Here is a 17,309-nt window from a genome sequence, read left to right as displayed (position 1 = left end):
TCGGCTGTGGCCTAGAGGATAAAGGCCAACAACAGTGGCAGGTAGATAAAGGCGAGTAGTGTCGAACAGAACACCAGGCTCGCCACATAGCTGGGTTCACGCCCGGAGCGCTGAGCAAACAAATAGTTGAAGACCGCGACCGGCATGCTCATCTGGACCACCAGAATGCTCTGGGCCAGTGGCGGCAGGTCGAGCACATGGCCGATACCGTAGGCCAGCAGCGCCGCCAGCGGGATACGAATCAGGCTGAAGGTGAGGCCCCCGGTGAGGCTGCTGACGCGGATGTTGGCAAGCGACACCCCCAGAGTGATCAGCATCAGCGGAATGGTGAAGCCCGAGATCAGCTCCAGCGTATTGTCGAGCCACAGGGGGAGATCGGTATCGGTGAGCAGCAGGGTCAGCGCGATGGCAATCGCATACAAGGCGGGGGTGCGGGCCAGGGTACGCACCGGCCGTCCGCTGCGGCTCGACATGGCGATGCCGAAGGTGAACTGCACCAGCGACACCGTGACCATCACGGCAATCGCGAAGGCGAAGGCCGACTGGCCGAAGGCATACAGCACCACCGGCAGGCCCATATTGCCGGTGTTGGGATACATCATGGGCGACAGCAGCACCTGCCAGGGCTTGCCGAGCAGCGGGGCCGCGAGGAAGGTTGCCAGGGCCATGGCGGCAATCACCAGCAACGTCCCCAGCATCGTCAGGCTAAAGCTCTGGGCATCGATCTCGGCGCCTGACAGCGAGGCCAGGATCAGCGCCGGGGTACCGATGTTGAAGACCAGCTTGGTGACGAAGGGGACCGGGAAGTCGTTGCCCAGCCGCACCCACATAAAACCAAGCCCGGCACCGATCAGTACGGGCGCCATCACGGCGAAGAGTTGGGCAAACATCGGCAGTCCTTGTCGGTGGTGGCGTCAGTCGGCGCATTGTCATGATGTTATCCACGACCATCCAGCTTTCATTTCTCGTGCATGCTCTCTCGTGACCGCCATGGCATTATGGCGCGGCGTGGAAGAGATGAACGAATGGATGCGTGGCAGGCTTGAATCAATCGTCCTGGTCGTTATCGCATCGCTATGCTGGCATCGTCACGCCAGGCGTAATCGAGGCTCCTGTAGGCCCTTAACGCCGGGCAGTGACGCGGCGAGATCAAACGCGAAGAGTGCGCCGTCGTGGACCTGTGGGTCTGCGAGGCCTTCGTGCGCCGTCGTCACATAGAGGGTGGTCAAGTCGGCACCGCCGAAGACCGGGCACGACGGCTGGCGAGCCACAAGGGCGACGTGAGCGACTTCCTCGCCCTTTGGGTTGAGCCTCGCCACGCGGCCGGCGCCCCATAGAGCGAGCCACATGTAGCCATCGGTATCGATGATAGCGCCATCCGGGCCACCACCCGACTGGCGCATATCGGCCCAGGGTTCGGGCTCGATGAACGCGCCATCTTCGCCGCGCTGGGGAAAGCCCTGTGGGTCGAGCGCCCAGCGCATCACCCAGCCGGTCGCGGTATCACTAAAGTAGGCGTGTTTGCCATCTGGCGAAAAGCACAACGCATTGGGGATGGTGAGCCCCTGACGAAGGCAGGTGAGCTCGCCTCGGTGCAGACGATAGAGGCTGCCGGCGCCGGGCTCAGCACTAAGCCCCATGGTCGACAGCCACAAACTGCCGTGGGTATCGACCCTCGCATCATTGCTGCGGGTGACGGGGTTGTCGGCCTCGAAGGGCAGAAAAGGGCGCGTCTCGCCGCTCTGCGGATCGAAACGCGACAGCTGGTTTTCCGCCACCAGCAGGTAGTCGCTGTCTTGAGTCAGCGCCGCGTAAGACGTACGCCGGCCGAGGCGTGTGATGCGATGGTCATGACCGTCGGCCCCTGCTCGATGCAGTTCGCCGGCCAGAATATTCAACCAGCGCAGTTCGCCGCGCCGAGCGTCCCACCCTGGTCCTTCGCCAAGCTCACAGCCGCTATCGACGCGGACCTTGGCATGACCGAGATAGGGAGATGACGGCGTCGAGGCTGTGGTCATCTAGTGCTCCTTATTCATCTGCGAGATCATCTGCGAGAGGCGCAAGGCTGGCGTCAGTCGGCTGCCTGCCAGGCCGCGACCAGTGCCCTTGCCCGTTCACCGACTTCGCCGGCGTCAAGTCCCTGTGTGTACAGCGATGTGCCAAGCCCTGCGCCATGAACGCCCGCGGCACGCCACTCGGCGAAGTTGTCGCTGCCGATGCCGCCGACGGCATAGAGTTCGGTACCCTCGGGCAGCACGGTCTGCATCGCTTTCATGTTGGCGATGCCCACCTGAGTGGCGGGGAAGAGCTTGAGACCCGATGCACCGGCCTCAAGCGCCGCGAAGGCCTCAGTGGGCGTGACGATACCGGGCATCGAGACCATGTCGAGCCGACGGCTCTCGCGAATCACCTCGACGTTGCAGTTGGGCGAGACAATCAGCCGACCACCGGCCGCATGTACGTCGCGCACCTGGGCAGGTGTCAGCACGGTGCCCGCGCCGACGAGAATCCGGCCATTGTGATGATCGGCGCAATGCTTGGCCAGTTTCTCGACGCTCGCGAGCGGTTCCGGCGAGTTGAGCGGAATCTCGATACGGGTGATGCCCGTGGCGATGATCGCCTCGGCTATATCGATGATCTCGGCGGGTGTGACGCCGCGCAGGATGGCAACCAGGGGCAGGCTCATGTTTTCTCCTGAAGTTAGGGGAGGCGCCGAGGGCGCCTCGTTCATGCTTGGGATTCATGACGCAGTCGTCTAGGAGGTGCTATCGCTCTCGTCCCGCTGGTGGATATGGCCGAGTCCGGACAGGATCATGTCCGCGTTGGCTTCGATAGCCACCGCAAATCCCAGATGCTCCAGGGCCAGCCGGTAGCGCTGGCATAGCGATTCGGCACCGATCAGCACTACCTGACTGCCGGTCGCCAGGTGGGCCGTGGCGCCTGACAGTTCGAGGCCCAGCACCAGACCAGACAGGCGCGCGCCAAGCCATGCACCGCGGGCCGTGCCGCTGGGCAGCCTTGAATCGAGCAGGTCGCGGGCACGAATGCCGAATAGCTCGGCACTCAGACGACCGGGGTCCGAAAGGGCGGTATCGATGCCCTCGAGGTAGGCCGCTTGCTGCGCCTCGTCGTCGAGGCTTCCGGCCAGGTCTTCGCTGTTAAGCGAGTGCCTTAGCACCGAGTCCCGGCTCAGCAGCTTGAAAAGCTCGCCGCTCATAAAGGTGGTGAAACCGCTGATGCGACCGCCTTTCAGGCGGGCCCACTTGGCGTGGGTGCCCGGCAGGCAGACAGCGCCGTCGAATCCGGGGCGCCGAGCCACCAGCCCGGCGAGCTGGGTCTCCTCGCCACGCATCACATCGAAGCCCTGCGGCGTCGGTGCCGTATCCGGCTGCTGACACAGCCCGGGCACGATCTGCACCTGCAAGCGCGGGTCCTTGGTGGGCACAGGGGTCAAGCGAGTGCCGAGCTCAGCGAGGACATCGCTATCATCGGCCAGCGGCAGATAGGCCGCCTCTACCCAGCCCTGACGGGCCCCCGCCATGCCGCAGATCAGCACCTCGATGCCGTTGTCCTCTGCCGGCAGCCAGTCGCCGATCACATCGCGCAGCGCGTCTTCGAACTCATCCGGGGTGAGGCCCAGCATGCCGCGTGGGCTGCTGGTCTCGGCGATGACCTGATCCTCGTCATTCAGCGCCCAGGCACGCAGGTTGCTGGAGCCCCAGTCGACGGCGATCCAGCTCAGACGCTCGGCGAGGGGGGCGGCATGCTCAGCGGACATTGTGATGTCTCCATTCCTGGGCGCCTTGTGGAAAGGCGCCTGCATCAGCGGGAAGTGCTTCAGGGCGAGTTGTTTACGACGCCTTTACCACTCGGCGACCGAGCCGTCTTCGTGCTGCCACACCGGGTTGCGCCAGCGATGACCAACCTTGGCACGTTCTTCGACAAAGGCCTCGTCGATCTCCACACCTAAGCCCGGACCCTGCGGGATGGCGCAGAAGCCGTCCTTGATCTCGAGGGCCGACTTGTCGGTGAGGTAGTCGAGCACGTCGTTGTCCTTGTTGTAGTGGATGCCCATGCTCTGTTCCTGGATAAAGGCGTTGTGACAGACGGCATCCAGTTGCAGCGAGGCGGCGAGCGTCAGCGGCCCCAGCGGGCAGTGCGGCGCCAGCGCTACGTCATAGGCGGAGGCCAGGGTGGCGATCTTGTGCCCCTCGCTGATACCGCCGCAGTGGGAAATATCCGGCTGGATGATGTCGACCATGCCATCGGCCAAGAGGTCGCGGAACTGGAAGCGAGTGTGCAGGCGCTCGCCGGTGGCGATCGGCGTGGCGATGCCCTCGGCGATGTGCTTGAGGGCCGGCAGGTGTTCGGGGGCGACCGGTTCCTCGATGAACATCGGGTGGAACTGCTCGAGCTCGCGCATCAGCGCCTTGGCCATCGGCCGATGCACGCGGCCATGGAAGTCGATGCCGATGCCGACATCCGGCCCCACGGCCTCACGGGCCTCGGCAACCCGGGCCACGGCGTCGTCGATCTTCTTATGGGAATCGACGATCTGCATTTCCGGCGTGCCGTTCATCTTGAAGGCGGTAAAGCCTTGATCGACCAGGGCACGGGCGCCGGTGCCGACATCGCTTGGGCGGTCGCCGCCGGTCCAGGCGTACATGCGCATCTTGTCGCGCACCGGGCCGCCCAGCAGCTGGTGCACGGGCACGCCCAGGTCGCGGCCTTTGAGATCCCAGAGCGCCTGGTCGATGCCGGCGATGGCCGACATCAAAATCGGGCCGCCGCGATAGAAGCCGGCGCGATACATGACGTTCCACAGGTGCTCGATGTGGCGCGGGTCCTGGCCGACCAGATAGTCGGAGAGCTCATGCACGGCGGCCTCGACGGTGGCTGCCCGCCCCTCGACCACCGGCTCGCCCCAGCCGTAGCAGCCCTCGTCGGTCTCGATCTTCAGAAACAGCCAGCGCGGCGGCACCTGCCAGGTCTTGAGTCGGGTGATTTTCATGGGATGCATCCTTTTTATGTCGGGCAATGGGCAAAAGAGAGCGGTGCGAGGTCGTCATCCGCCGGTGGGCGTCGTCCTGGTGGTCAGAGGGGCTACCTGGCTTAGCCGTCGACCGTCGTCATTGACACCAAGATCGGCAGCGGTGCGGGCGAGCACCTGCTCGGTGGCCTCGCGGGCGTCATCGGGTTTTCGCAGCCGGATCGCTTCCAGCACGCGGCGGTGGCGCGCCAGGCTGTCATCCAGCGAGTCCGTATGATGGTGGGAATGCTGAATCAGCGTGACGATCGAGGGCCGCAGTAATAACCCCATCTGGCGCCAGACCAGGTTATGGCTGGCGCGGTAGATGGCGTCATGGAAGGCGACGTCATGCTCGGTGTGCTCCTCTCGGCGTGCAGGGTCGGCCGCACTCGCCGACATGCCGTCGAAAGCGGCTTCGATACGCGCCAGGTCCTGAGCGGTGGCCGATAGCGCCGCGAGCTCGCTGACGAAGGGCTCGGCGGAAAGCCTGAAGGCGAAAACTTCACGCACCAGCTGGGGGTGCGGTGACGCAAGCCCCGTCATCCATTCGCTCATCTGCGGGTCGAGCAGGTGCCAGTCGCCGATATCGCGGACCACGGTGCCGCGGCCGGCGGTGCGCTCGATCAGCCCGCAGCCGCTAAGCGCGGCCAAGGCATTACGAATCCGATTACGGCTCGCCGCAAAGTGCTGGCATAAATCCAGCTCCCGGGGGAAAACATCTCCGCTGGCCCACTGACCGGACAGAATGGCATGTGCCAGCACGCGGGCAAGCGCGCTGGCGCCGCCGGTCGTGAGCGGTTGTGGCAGCTGTGAGAGCTGAGAGGGCGTTGCGTGAGACGACAGGGCTGTCACGGCGATCTCCAAAATATCTGACTTAACTATATAAATGTCTGACATTTAGCGCAACTGCTGGGCGGAGGACCTCGGCTAGACATTCGTCGAGTAAGAACAGGAGGCGGGGCTGTCATGTGAGTCAGATGGCGCTTGAAAGCGCGCCCAACGGTCAGACACGACACGGCCCGGTCGATGACCGGGCCGTGAAATAGAACAGCTGAAGTTAAGAGCAGCTGACGTTATTGGCAACTAGTCAGTGTCGGTTTTGTGCCGACAATGGTCAGATTTACTGGTTCTGATCGACCGACTGCTGAGCTTCGTCACCGGCTGATTCAAGCGCGTTACCGGCACGCGTCAGGGCGTCGGCGGTGGCTTCCTTGGTGGTTTCCCAGGCGCTGCTGGCACCCTGCTTGGTGTTGCTCCAGGCCTTGCTCGTGGCGTCCTTGGTTTCGGCCCACCAGGTCTCGGTGTACTCAGGCTGCTGGCCGACCTCGTCCTGTGTCATGTCGAGGTGTACGACATAAGAGACCTGATCGAGGCTATCACCGTTGTGCGTCTCGACGGTGAAGTTGCCCGTGTCGATCACATAGGCCTTTTCAGCAAGGCCAAACTGGTTGTCGGTTTCGACGACCAGGGCACGTACCTGCATGTCGTCGTCAAGCAGGATGTCGTCCACTTCACCGATGTTCTGATCGGGGGAGGCCTTCAGGACGACATCGGCATCATTGAGTTCGTCGGCAGAATAGAGGCCTTGCGGCGCGGCGAGAGCAGAGCCCGCGACGCTCATGCCGCCGATGAGCAGTGCGCCGACCATCGCGCCCTTGAGATTAGTGCCTAGCGGTTTCCGTGCTGTCATGAACGAGTACTCCAGATTGAGAATTCGTCTTCCATGGCTAAAGTTATCGCCATGCCCCTTTATGTTGAGGGCGCTGGGAAATTTTCAAGGGGGGCAAGGTTTGACCGAAAGGTCTCATCGCCGCCCAAGTCCCCACATGAAGTAGGCACCACCCAGCAGCGAGGCCACCAGGCCAGCGGGAATTTCCTGTGGGAACATCAGTTGGCGGCCTAGCCAGTCCGCCAGCACCATCAGCAGTGCCCCGGTTAGCGCTGCGCCGGCAAGGTGCGCCCTGGCGCGGGTAAAGCCCATGAGCCGTGCCATATGGGGCGCCAGCAGGCCGATGAACGAGAGCGGCCCCACCACCAGCGTGGCAGTGGCGGTGAGCAGGGCAATCAGGAGTAACAGCACCAGCCGTGACCGATGCACGCCGATTCCCAGGGCGGAAGCGGTAGCGCCACCCAGTGGCAGGATATCCAGCCAACGGGTAAAGGGGGCCGCGGCAAGCGTCAGGAGCAGGCTGGCGCCGGCGACGATCAGGGCACTGCCAAGATCGACATAGTAGGTAGAACCGGATAGCCAGGCGATGACCTGTTGGCCGCGAGGGTCGCCACCGGCCAGCACCACCGACTTGACCGCGTCGAACAGCGCGGTAATGGCCACTCCCGTGAGCAGCAACCGCTCGGGCTGGAAACCGCTCTTGCGGTTGATCGCGACCAGGATGGCCAGCGAGGCCAGGGCGCCGGCGGTGCCAATGGCGACCAGTGTCAGGTTATCCGGTGCGGGCAACAGGAAGATGGCGCCGATCAAGGCGATGGCGCTGCCGCCGCTGATGCCGAGGACCTCGGGACTGGCCATGGGGTTGGCCGTGAGGCGTTGGATCAGGGTGCCGGCGATGGCCAGCATCAGGCCACAGCTGGCGGCAGCCAGCAGGCGCGGCAGACGCCACTGCAGCAGGTCGCCATTGCCAATTGAGGCCCACTGCCAGCCATCGGCGCCCTGACCTGACAGTAACGCGATGCAGGCCAGCGCGATCAGCGCCGCACTGAGCAGCATGACCAGCCGACGCGGAGCAGGATGGCGATGACCTATCGTGCGGGCCTCACGGGGGGGCGCGTTGCCACCCAGGCGCAGGCGCGGAATCAGCCACAGCAGAAGCGGCGCGCCCAGCGCGGCGGTAATGGCGCCGGTGGGAATCATGGTGGGCAGAAATCCAGAGACGCGTTGCAGCAACAGGTCGGTGACGGCCAGCAGTAGCGCGCCCAGCAGCGTCGACCAGACGAGTCGGGGACCGAGCCGGCGGGCACCGGCCAGGCGCACGATGTTGGGCGCCGCCAGGCCGATGAAGCCAATGATGCCGACCACACTGACAATGCAACCGGTGATGAAGACCGCCAGGCCCAGCCCCGCCAGGCGCAAGTGCTTGAGGGAGACGCCAAGGCTGCGGGCGCCGGCCTCGTCCAGTTCCAGCAGCGAAAGCGGCCGCAACAGCCAAGCGGCGAGCATGGCACCCAGTGCCAGGCGCGGGGCGAGAAAGGCAGCGTCATGCCAGCCGTTCTGAGCAAGCGACCCCGCGCCCCAGATCAAGAGCCCCTTGAGCGCCTCCTGATGGAAGAGCAGCAGCACCATACCCAGTGCGCCGAGATAGAGATTGACCACCAATCCGCCGAGCACCACCACCACCGGCGACAGACCACGCCGCCAGGCGAGCAGGAAGACCAACCCCATGGCCAGGCCGCCGCCGGCAAGGGCCACCCATTCACGACCCAGCGCCAGCAACCCTGGCGCCATCAGACTCGCGGCCATCAACGCCAGGTTGGCGCCGCTGGCAACCCCCAGTGTGGTGGGGGCTGCCAGCGGGTTGCGCAAGACCTGCTGCATCAGAACCCCGGCCAATGCCAGGCCACCACCGGCCAGGAGTGACATGGCCAGGCGCGGCCACCAGGCAGCGTGCAGCACCAGGCCTGCAGCCGTGGCGTCGGGTAGGCGCCATAGCGCCATCAGGCCCTGAGCCAGCCCTAGGGTGGCCTCCAGGTGTGCGACCACCAAGGCGGTCACGACAAGCCCGAGTAGCAGGCAGCCGTGACCCGGTGTCAGCGTCAGACGCGGCAAACGGGAGCGGAAGAAGGCGTCAGCGGCCATCGGTATTCTCCATAGCGGTCACCAGTAAATCGGCGAAACGCCGGGCAGAAGGCAGAGCGCCGAAACTCCATACCGGCTCGAGCACCAAGGGGGCGCCGTGACGATCCACCAGCGCCTGCCAGAGGCTACTGTCAGTGAGCGCCTCGCGTACGCCGGCCGGATAAGGCTTGATGACCACTAGCTGGGCATCGATGCCGATCAGCGTCTCGAGAGGCACCAGCGAGAAGCCCCAGGCGTTGGTATTCCCGCTCCAGGCATTGGTCAGTCCCAGGCGTTCGAGTACCGCCTGATAGAGGCCATTGTCACCGAAGACCCGCACGTGTCGGGCATCCATGAGCTGAATGATGAGCAGCGGCCGGGTATCGCCACCCAGCCGTTGCTTGAGTGTTTCCAGGTGCGTCTCGGTGTTGTCGATCAGCCGTGTGGCAGCCTGGGGGCGCTCGATCAGTGATGCCACCGAGCGTGTCAGTGTGCGCATTTCGCTCCAGGTGTCGTGCCCGGCACTGAAGAGCGCCAGGCTGTCCACCGGCGCGATACGTTCGAGGCGAGGGGCGAGGTTGGCAAACATCGGCGAAATCAGGATGCGATCAGGATCGATACTCGCCAGCAGCTCGAGGTTGGGCTGGGTGCGCAGTCCAAGATCGATGATCGAGTCAGGCAATGCGGGCTTTCTGACCCAGGCGCGATAGGCATCGACCTGAGCGGTCGCCACGGGCGGATGCCCCAGGGCAACGAGCGTCTCGGCGAGGGTCCAGTCGAGCGTGGCCACACGGGCTGGGGCCGCCACGGCGGCGGTGGCGCAGAGCAGGGCCAGTGGCCCGATAAGCCCGGCAAGCAGGCGGCGATGCAACATGGGGCTTCCTGCGGCTAGTGAGCGATGGCGACGCGATGCTTGCCGCTGGGGTGCGGCATGACATGCATGGGGATACCGTAGATATCTCTGAGCGTGTCCCCGTTCATGATGGCGTCAGGTGTGCCTTCAGCCAGCAGGCGTCCCCCATGCATGGCCACCAGTCGGTCGCAGTAGCGGGCGGCCAGGTTGATGTCATGGAGCACGATGACGACACCGAGTTCGAGTTCCTGGCTTAGCCGGCCAATCAGCTCCAGCACCTCGATCTGATGCGCCACATCCAGCGCCGCCAGTGGTTCATCAAGCAGCAGGTAGCGGCTGCCCTGGGCCAGCAGCATGGCCAACCAGACTCGTTGCCGTTCGCCGCCGGAGAGGGTGTCGATCAGGCGGTCGGCGAACGGCTGGGTATGGGTGAGCGACAAGGCGCGATCGATGGCGAGGTCGTCCTCGCGACCGTGTCGGCCCAGCAGGCCGCGCCATGGATAACGACCGAAGCCCACGAGTTCACGCCCGGTGAGATTCTCGGCGGTGGGCGGGTGCTGAGGCAGGTATGCCACCCGGCGGGCAAAGGCGCGGTTCGGCCACTTCCGCAGCGGCGCCCCATCGAGGCGAATCTCGCCCCGGCTGGGTGACTGTTGGCGGGCCAGCAACTTGAGCAAGGTGGACTTGCCGGAGCCATTGTGACCGATCAGACCCACGACTTCGCCGGCGGTCAGCGTGAGGTCGGTAGGGTGCAAAAGGGGCGTGCCATTGACGTCGAAGGTGGCTGCGTTGACATCGAACATGGCGGGTTCCGGAGTGAGTGGCATAAGGAGATGATAAAGCAAATCATTTAAGTTCGTAATGACTGAGAGCGTAATGACTGAGAGCGTAATGACTGAGAGCGTAATGCTCCTGCCGCCCCCCTTCTCGAGGTATCGACAGGCACATAGCCGTCAGGTCGCGGGCACGAGCAATAGCAAGAGCAGGGCAGCGACCAGGAACAGCATCGATCCCAGCAGGATCAGGCCAGCCCACTGTGACAGCGGCAGGCCGAAGTGTTCCACCAGCACCGGCAGCGCCACCAACAGGCCGTTCTGGCCGAGCCCGAGCAGGGCCGTGCACGCACTGATCCGCCACAGGGGAGTGAAGCGCATCGGTCGATCAGTAGCTCATTGACCAGTTCATGGTGTAGGTACGGCCACGTCCCTGGTAGTCGTAGAGGTATTCCGGCCCATAGTAGGGGGAATAGAACATCGCGGCGCGCTGACCCCAGACGGTGGAATACTCCTCGTTCAGCAGGTTGGCGACGCCGAGGCTGAGCTCACCGACCGGCAGGGCCTGGCTGACGTTCAGGTCCAGGGTGGTGAAGCCGTCGATCTGGCGGTCGTTGTCGTCTTCCAGATCGAAGGCGTGGTTGGCCTGCAGGCGCGCCGAGCGCTCCCCGCGGGGATCCTTCCAGCCGAGGAAGGCGGTGGCGGAGGACAGCGAAGCGTAGCGGGCGTCGCGTTTCTCCCATTCGCCGTCATCGTTTTCCTGTTCGGAACGCACCAGGTGCAGGGTGGTGCCGGCCTTGAGGCCGCTGTCGAAGTAGCGGGTCACGGCACCTTCAAAGCCGTAGTCGCGCTTCTTCTCATCAACGACGCTTACGCTCAGGTCGTCGGCGTTCTCCACGGCTTTGTCGGACCAGGCGTAATAGAGTGCCGCCTGAGTCATCCAAGCGCCGCTGTTATAGCGCCAGCCGAGTTCGACCTGGTCGGTCTTGATGGCGGACAGCGGGTTCTGGTCGACGCTGACCTGGGCGCTCTTGCCGTAGTACTTGGCCGGGTCGGGTAGCTCGAACCCTTGGCTGTACTGCAGCCAGTTCTGGTGGCCATTGCCGAAGTCATAGAGGGCGCCAGCATTGAACAGGGTGGCGTCATAATCGTTCTCGCCGCCGGGAATGCCCTTGAAGTCCTCGACCTCGACGTCCATGTGTTGCCGGCGTACGCCGGCGGAGAGCTGCAACCCCTCGGTGGCCTGCCATTCTCCCTGGGCGAAGGCCGAGATGCCGTCGACCTGGTAGCCGGGGTAGCGCGGCTCCAGGCTTTCCTCTTCCTGGACCAGGCCGCCGCTGGCATCCGAGACGGACTTGTCGAAGATCATCTGGTTGGCATCGAAGGACTCGCGGTCCAGGTCCAGGCCGTAGGTCAGCGACAGGGTGTCGGTGAGGTCGGCATCGAATAGTGCCTTGATACCCGAGAGGTCGGTGTTCTGCTGGGAGGCGCGGAACTCCGAGCCACCGGTGACCGGATAGGGGAAGGCCTGGAAGCTGGCTTCCTCCTCGCGGTGAAAGGCCTGCAGATAGAAATCCTGGCCGAGCAGGTCGGCGTGGTGATACTGCAGGTTGACCATCTTGCGGTCGGTGGCCGGGTCGCGGTCGGAGGCGTAGCCGTCGCGGATCTCGGCGTCGTTCAGGTCGGGGGTTGAGGCATCCAGGTTCGGGAAGTAGACCCCGCGTTCTCCCTCGTAACCGGACCGGTACAGCTGAGCGCCGAGCTGCAACGTCTGCTGCTCGGTTAGCTGGATATCCAGGTTGCCCATGACGTCGATGCTGCGGTTGTCCTGCAGGTCGGTTTGGGCGATGTCGGGGAAGATCTCATCGCCATTGGCGTCGAAATGGCGACCGTTGTCCTGGTAGGCCACGGCGAGACGTCCCTTGACGAACTCGCTGCCGCCGCTCACTGACTGGGCCAGGCGGTAGTCCAGGTCGTCACCATCGCTTAAGCCGGTGGTCAGCCCGACCTCACTGGAGAGCTTTGGGCCGTCTCCCGCTTCGGGCCGCTTGGTGATGATGTTGATGAGGCCGCCGGTGGCCCCGCCGCCATAGAGGCTGGTGGCGCCGGAAAGCACCTCGACACGTTCGATGTTGAAGGGGTCGATGGCGTCAAACTGGCGGGAGAGGCCGCGTGAGCTGTTCAGCGAAACACCATCGATGAGCACCTGAACACTGCGGCCCCGCATGTTCTGGCCGTAGTTGGTGCGCCCCTGGGGCGCCAGGTCCAGGGCCGGAACGAGCTTGCCCAGCGCGGTCTTCAGGTCGGCGCCGGTGCGGATCTGCTCGTGCAACTGCTCGCGATCAATGACCCAGACCGCGCCGGGAATCTGACTGATCTCGTTGGGGGTTCGGGAGCCGACCACGACCATGGTGTCCTGGTCGTCCGACACCGGGGGTTCCTGGCCGAGTACCGGGCCAGCGAGGGTGCCGGCCAGCACCGAGAAGCTGATGGTGAGATAGCGTGTGTGCATGAGTTCCCTCGGTGAATGACGCGTTATTGGTGGTTGTCGGCGAACGATTATAGTGAATGCTGTTAATAATGATAAGTATTGTTATTTGTATTTATCGTAATGTATCGGCAGACCTCGGGCCTGCCCCGGCTAACCTCCAGGGCGTGGATGTAGATGTTATGCAGCCGGGGTGAGGCGAGGCCGGGTCAGAAATCGTAGCTGACGGTAGCTTTTACGCTGCGCTCGGCGCCGAAGTAGCAGTACTGCAGCGAGTTACAGGACGCCACATACGCCTTGTCGAGCAGGTTATTGACGTTGAGTCGCCCGCTGACGCCGTTCATGCCGAGTTGACCGAAGTCATAGCGCAAAGCGGCATCGACCAGGGTGTAGTCCGGCACCTGTTCGCTGTTGGCGCGGTCAGCCTGAATGTCGGCGTGGTAGCGCACGCCAAGACCGGCACCGAGACCCGCCAGGGCGCCGTCCTGAAAGGCGTAGGAGCCCCAGGCGGAGGCCAGGTGGCGAGGTGAGTAGATCGCACTATTGCCTTCCTCACCGCTGACGTCGCTCTTGGCGTAGGTGGCATCGGTGAAGCTATAGCTGGCTTGGAGACGCAGGTTCGCGGTCAGCTGGGTTCGGGCTTCAAGCTCAATGCCCTGGGACTCGATCTCGCCGATGGCGCGATAGGGGTCGGTGGGCTGCTCCTTGGTGGCAACGTTTTCTTGCTCGATGTGGTAAAGCGCCAGGCTGTAGCGATCCTGAGTGCCGTTCGGCTGAAATTTCAGCCCGGTCTCGATCTGCTCGCCCTCCATCGGTTCGAGCAGGTCGCCGTTGACGTCCACGAAACTGGTTGGCGTGAAGGCGGTGGAGTAGCTGACATAGGGCGCCATGCCGTTGTCGAACAGGTAGAGAGCGCCGGCGCGACCGCTGAACTGGGTCGCGTTTAGCTCGCTTGAGCTACCGGTGCCTTCATTGGTGTTCTTGATATCGACCCAGTCGTAGCGTCCGCCGAGGGAAAGTCGCCACCTACCCAGTGCCAGTTGGTCCTGGGCATAGACCCCGGTCTGGTGGATATCGTGTTGCTCTTCGCTGGCCGCATACATCGCCGTGGGCTCGGCGCCGTACTCGGGATCGAAGGCATCGATGTTCGGGAAGGCGCCTGAAGGCCAACTGACCTCGTTCTCGCGGCGCTGATAGTCGGCGCCGAACAGCAGGGTATGATGCACGCTAGCGGTGCTCAGTTGTGCCTCGAGCTGGTTGTCGACGGTCCAGGCCTGCATGGACTCTTCACCGCCTGAGTAATAGCGGTTGAGCTCGGTATCGTTCGCCCAGCCATAGCCATAGACCTGATTGAGGGTCACGTCGGTGTCGAGATAGAGCAGCTTCTGACGCGCCGTCCAGGCGTCGTTGAAGCGGTGTTCCAGGTCATAGCCGACCAGGCGCTGAGTGCGCTCGAATGTGTCGTAGTCCGCTTCTCCATCGAAGAAGGTGTTATCGATGTTGCGGCCATTACGGCGCTCGACGGCGCCTTCATAAGGAACGCCGGAGTGGTAGCCGCCCTCCGGGTCCTTCTGTAAATAGGCATGTAGCGTCAGGCTGGTGTCATCCGTCATGTCCCAGCTCAGTTGGGGGGCGATGGCGTAGCGCTCTTCCTCGACCGGCCCGAACTGGGTATCGGCGTGCTCAACCAGGCCGGTCAGGCGAAAGGCGACGCGGCGTTCATCATCCACGGGGCCGGTCACGTCGAAGGCCGCACTGCGCTGGGCGTTGTTGCCGATGCCGAGGCGCACCTGGCCCGATGGCTCGAACTCGGGACGCTTGCTGGTCAGCGAGACCAGGCCGCCCGGGGAAGCGCGGCCATAGAGCACCGAGGCCGGCCCCTTGACCACTTCGATGCTCTCGAGGAAATAAGGGTCAATGACCAGCGAGCTGTAGGAGTTGGCATCCCCCATCAGCTTCAGGCCGTCGAGGAAGGTGTTGCTCAGGCTGCCATCCGAGAAGCCGCGCAGCACGATGTAGTCATAGCGGTTGGAGGCCCCCACCTGGTTGGCATAGACCCCCGGGGTGTAGCCGAGGGCCCGCTGCACCGACTCCGCGCCTTTCTCTTCCCACTCTTCACGTTCCACCACTGAGGTCGCCTGGGGTGTTTCATTAAAAGGCGTGGCGGTCTTGGTGGCCGCACTGGTAACGGTGAGGGTGTCGAGTGTGCTGGTGTTACCTGGCGAGGCCGCGTCTTGCGCCCAGGCAGGAGACAGCACGGCGGCGCTGGCTAGCGCAACGGCAAGAGGCAAGGGGTGTCGAGCAGTCATGGGCATTTCCTCGGAATCAAAGGCCAACTCTCTTTCTGTAATGAGAATTATTCCATTTAAGAGCCCGGCGGATGTATGCGAAATGCCAGCACTGCTTTGCCCAGTGCCAGAACACCTGTGAAAAGTGCCAGGAGGCCTGTGCACAGCGCCCAAGCGGTGAACCTGCGTTACCAAGGCTTGTCTCAGCCGGCTTTCCTCAGGTGGCTTTTCTCAGATGACTCTTCTCAAATGACTCTTCGCAAGTGGCTTGGGCGAGGTCAGGCGTCGTGACGAAATGCGCGAGGATTCATGCCGAAGTGGCGACGGAAGGCGGTCGTGAAGTTGCTGGCGTGGCCATAGCCAACCGCATGGGCTGTCTGCTGGACGTCCAGGCCCTGCTCGAGTAATCGAGCGGCCTTCTCCAGGCGTCTCCTGCGCAGGTAGGTGAACACCGACTGGCCATGGGCAGCGGCGAACTTGGCGCGCAGGCTGCTTTGACTCATGGCGGCCAAACGTGCCAGCTCGACCAGCCGGTGAGGGGCTTCAGGGTGGGCATCGAGGGCCTGACGAACCCGCGCCAGGCGCTGCTGTTCGCCGTTCGACAGCGCGGGCGTCGCGGCGCTCGGCGTGGCGCCACGCGCAGGGGCCTCATCCCCGTTCGGCAGCATGCGGACCAGCAGCTGCAACATCAGGGCCTCAAGCAGCAAGCGTTGTTGGCCGGATTCGTTAGCCCCGGCCAGCGCCTCCTCCAGGGCACTGATCAGGTGTGATGGCAGCGCTCGCCGACGCAGCGTGGGCGGCCCCTCTTCCAACACTGCAAGCGTTGGATGCTGGTGAGTCAGCGCGTTCAGGGCATCAGGCCGGAAGGCCAGGTTGAGGGTGCGTAGTCGCTGGCCGGCGGCCTGCCAGGCCTCCAGTGCCTGGTGATCATCGAAGCGCGAGCACAGGGCCTGGCCCGGCAACAGCCATAGGGCCTGGTTGCCCAGGCGCAGGCGGACTTGCCCTTCCAGGATCACGGTGATGAACAGCGGTGCGCTGGCGAGCGACGTGGAGGCGTAGGTCTTTAGCACCGTAAGGTCCGAGCGTGTCAGGAAGATGCCGTGGCGCAGTTCCAGTTCATCGATGCGGCCGCTCAGGATCGGCGTCTGGGCGGCGCGCGCGCCCGCGTTCAGGGTCGGGAAGCGGTAGGCGATGCCATGGCGGGCGCCGAGGCGTTCGAGGTCGCCGGCCGATAGCCGCCGGGAGGATGTGGTGCTGACGGAGACGGTCATTGTCTAGCCCGCCGCCCTGTTCGACAGCGGGCAGTTGCCGCAGTAACCCAGTTCGGGCAGCCGGTAGCGCAGGCAGCAAAGCCGGCGCACGCGTTTGGTGGCAGAAGCGTCGGCTTCGCCTTGGCATTCAGGCTGGAAGTAGCGCACCGGCTGATAAAGCGGGTTGCGCCGCCCACCGGGGAGGGTGCGCGCGGCAAGCAGCCGATGGCCTTCCTCGGCGGCCCCCGGATGCGCCATGGGGTGCGTTGCCAGCGCGCCGAGAAAGTGCTCGAAGGTGTTGCCGACATTGCTCCAGAAGACCTTGGCCGAGGCCCCGGAGCGGGTCGCCAGGTCGCTGATCAGCGGGGTCAGATGATCATCGATCAGGGTCGAGAAGCGCGTCAAGCCGTCAAGCGACGTCAGCGGGCGCCCGGCGTGGGCGAGCTGTAGGCGTTCGGTGCGGCCCGCGGGAGCGAGATGCACGCCGATCTCGTCAAGTCCCACCGGCAGATCGCGCTCGAGCAGCAGATTGGCGGCCAGGTAGGGGGCCAGCAGCGCACCGAAATGCCATTTGGACCATAGCGAGATCAGGGCGCGCCGGTCGCCTTGACCGTGAGGGTAGCCATAGCCTGCCCCAAAGCGTATGAGCTCGGCCTCGAATCGCGCGGGTGCCAGAAGGTCAGCTAGCGACACCGCCGGCGCTTTGACCGGCCCGACCCGCGGGGGCGAAAGGCCATCCAGCGGACCGGTGTAGAGGGCCTTGAGCAGCGGGTGCATGGCGATTCTCTCATGATAGCGGCCAGTAATCTGGCCATACTATGATGAATGAAAATCGTTA

General features: G+C 64.1%; 15 protein-coding genes. All 15 read right to left on the bottom strand.

Annotated elements, in window-relative coordinates; genetic code table 11:
- Window positions 1–11: 11 nt before the first annotated feature.
- The 15 genes from ETC27_RS03235 to fhuF all read right to left on the bottom strand — a co-directional run bounded on the left by ETC27_RS03235 (window position 12) and on the right by fhuF (window position 17,248).
- Window positions 12–890 carry an AEC family transporter gene (locus tag ETC27_RS03235; protein WP_136253517.1) on the bottom strand — a complete coding sequence of 293 codons (879 nt, stop codon included), beginning with the start codon at window positions 888–890 and terminating at the stop codon, window positions 12–14.
- A 198-nt stretch (window positions 891–1,088) separates the two neighbouring features.
- The gene (locus tag ETC27_RS03230) at window positions 1,089–2,018 is read right to left on the bottom strand and encodes an SMP-30/gluconolactonase/LRE family protein (RefSeq protein ID WP_136253516.1); all 930 of its coding nucleotides are present in this window, start codon (window positions 2,016–2,018) and stop codon (window positions 1,089–1,091) included.
- A 53-nt stretch (window positions 2,019–2,071) separates the two neighbouring features.
- On the bottom strand, window positions 2,072–2,686 hold the full coding sequence (locus ETC27_RS03225) for a 2-dehydro-3-deoxy-6-phosphogalactonate aldolase (protein ID WP_136253515.1): 615 nt from the start codon (window positions 2,684–2,686) through the stop codon (window positions 2,072–2,074).
- A gap of 69 nt (window positions 2,687–2,755) precedes the next feature.
- A complete protein-coding gene (locus ETC27_RS03220) occupies window positions 2,756–3,778 on the bottom strand; it encodes a 2-dehydro-3-deoxygalactonokinase (protein ID WP_136253514.1) in 1,023 nt (340 codons plus the stop codon).
- 84 nt (window positions 3,779–3,862) lie between these two features.
- Window positions 3,863–5,011: a galactonate dehydratase gene (gene dgoD / locus ETC27_RS03215; RefSeq protein ID WP_136253513.1), complete on the bottom strand. Its 1,149-nt coding sequence runs from the start codon at window positions 5,009–5,011 to the stop codon at window positions 3,863–3,865.
- 54 nt (window positions 5,012–5,065) lie between these two features.
- Entirely contained in the window at window positions 5,066–5,881 is an 816-nt protein-coding gene (locus ETC27_RS03210; protein ID WP_306462156.1) for a FadR/GntR family transcriptional regulator, read from the bottom strand.
- A 268-nt stretch (window positions 5,882–6,149) separates the two neighbouring features.
- Window positions 6,150–6,719, bottom strand: a complete 570-nt coding sequence (locus ETC27_RS03205; protein ID WP_136253511.1) for a PRC-barrel domain-containing protein — start codon at window positions 6,717–6,719, stop codon at window positions 6,150–6,152.
- A gap of 114 nt (window positions 6,720–6,833) precedes the next feature.
- Window positions 6,834–8,840 carry a Fe(3+)-hydroxamate ABC transporter permease FhuB gene (gene fhuB / locus ETC27_RS03200; protein ID WP_136253510.1) on the bottom strand — a complete coding sequence of 669 codons (2,007 nt, stop codon included), beginning with the start codon at window positions 8,838–8,840 and terminating at the stop codon, window positions 6,834–6,836.
- Complete coding sequence (locus ETC27_RS03195) at window positions 8,830–9,693, bottom strand: ABC transporter substrate-binding protein (protein WP_136253509.1); 864 nt, start codon at window positions 9,691–9,693, stop codon at window positions 8,830–8,832. The genes fhuB and ETC27_RS03195 overlap by 11 nt, the downstream gene beginning before the upstream one ends.
- A 14-nt stretch (window positions 9,694–9,707) precedes the next feature.
- On the bottom strand, window positions 9,708–10,475 hold the full coding sequence (locus ETC27_RS03190; protein ID WP_136253508.1) for an ABC transporter ATP-binding protein: 768 nt from the start codon (window positions 10,473–10,475) through the stop codon (window positions 9,708–9,710).
- A gap of 150 nt (window positions 10,476–10,625) precedes the next feature.
- A complete protein-coding gene (locus tag ETC27_RS03185; RefSeq protein ID WP_136253507.1) occupies window positions 10,626–10,826 on the bottom strand; it encodes a hypothetical protein in 201 nt (66 codons plus the stop codon).
- 7 nt (window positions 10,827–10,833) lie between these two features.
- Window positions 10,834–12,957, bottom strand: coding sequence for a TonB-dependent receptor (locus tag ETC27_RS03180; protein WP_136253506.1), 2,124 nt, complete (start codon window positions 12,955–12,957; stop codon window positions 10,834–10,836).
- A 185-nt stretch (window positions 12,958–13,142) separates the two neighbouring features.
- On the bottom strand, window positions 13,143–15,242 hold the full coding sequence (locus tag ETC27_RS03175; protein ID WP_136253505.1) for a TonB-dependent siderophore receptor: 2,100 nt from the start codon (window positions 15,240–15,242) through the stop codon (window positions 13,143–13,145).
- Window positions 15,243–15,499: 257 nt separating this feature from the next.
- The gene (locus ETC27_RS03170) at window positions 15,500–16,492 is read right to left on the bottom strand and encodes a helix-turn-helix transcriptional regulator (RefSeq protein ID WP_136253504.1); all 993 of its coding nucleotides are present in this window, start codon (window positions 16,490–16,492) and stop codon (window positions 15,500–15,502) included.
- Window positions 16,493–16,495: 3 nt separating this feature from the next.
- Entirely contained in the window at window positions 16,496–17,248 is a 753-nt protein-coding gene (fhuF, locus tag ETC27_RS03165; protein WP_136253503.1) for a siderophore-iron reductase FhuF, read from the bottom strand.
- Window positions 17,249–17,309 lie beyond the last annotated feature (61 nt).

This window comes from Onishia niordana (assembly GCF_004798965.1).
GTDB classification, from domain to species: domain Bacteria; phylum Pseudomonadota; class Gammaproteobacteria; order Pseudomonadales; family Halomonadaceae; genus Onishia; species Onishia niordana.
The sequence above is the reverse complement of the archived record's forward strand: the minus strand, read 5'-3'. Positions and strand labels throughout refer to the sequence as shown.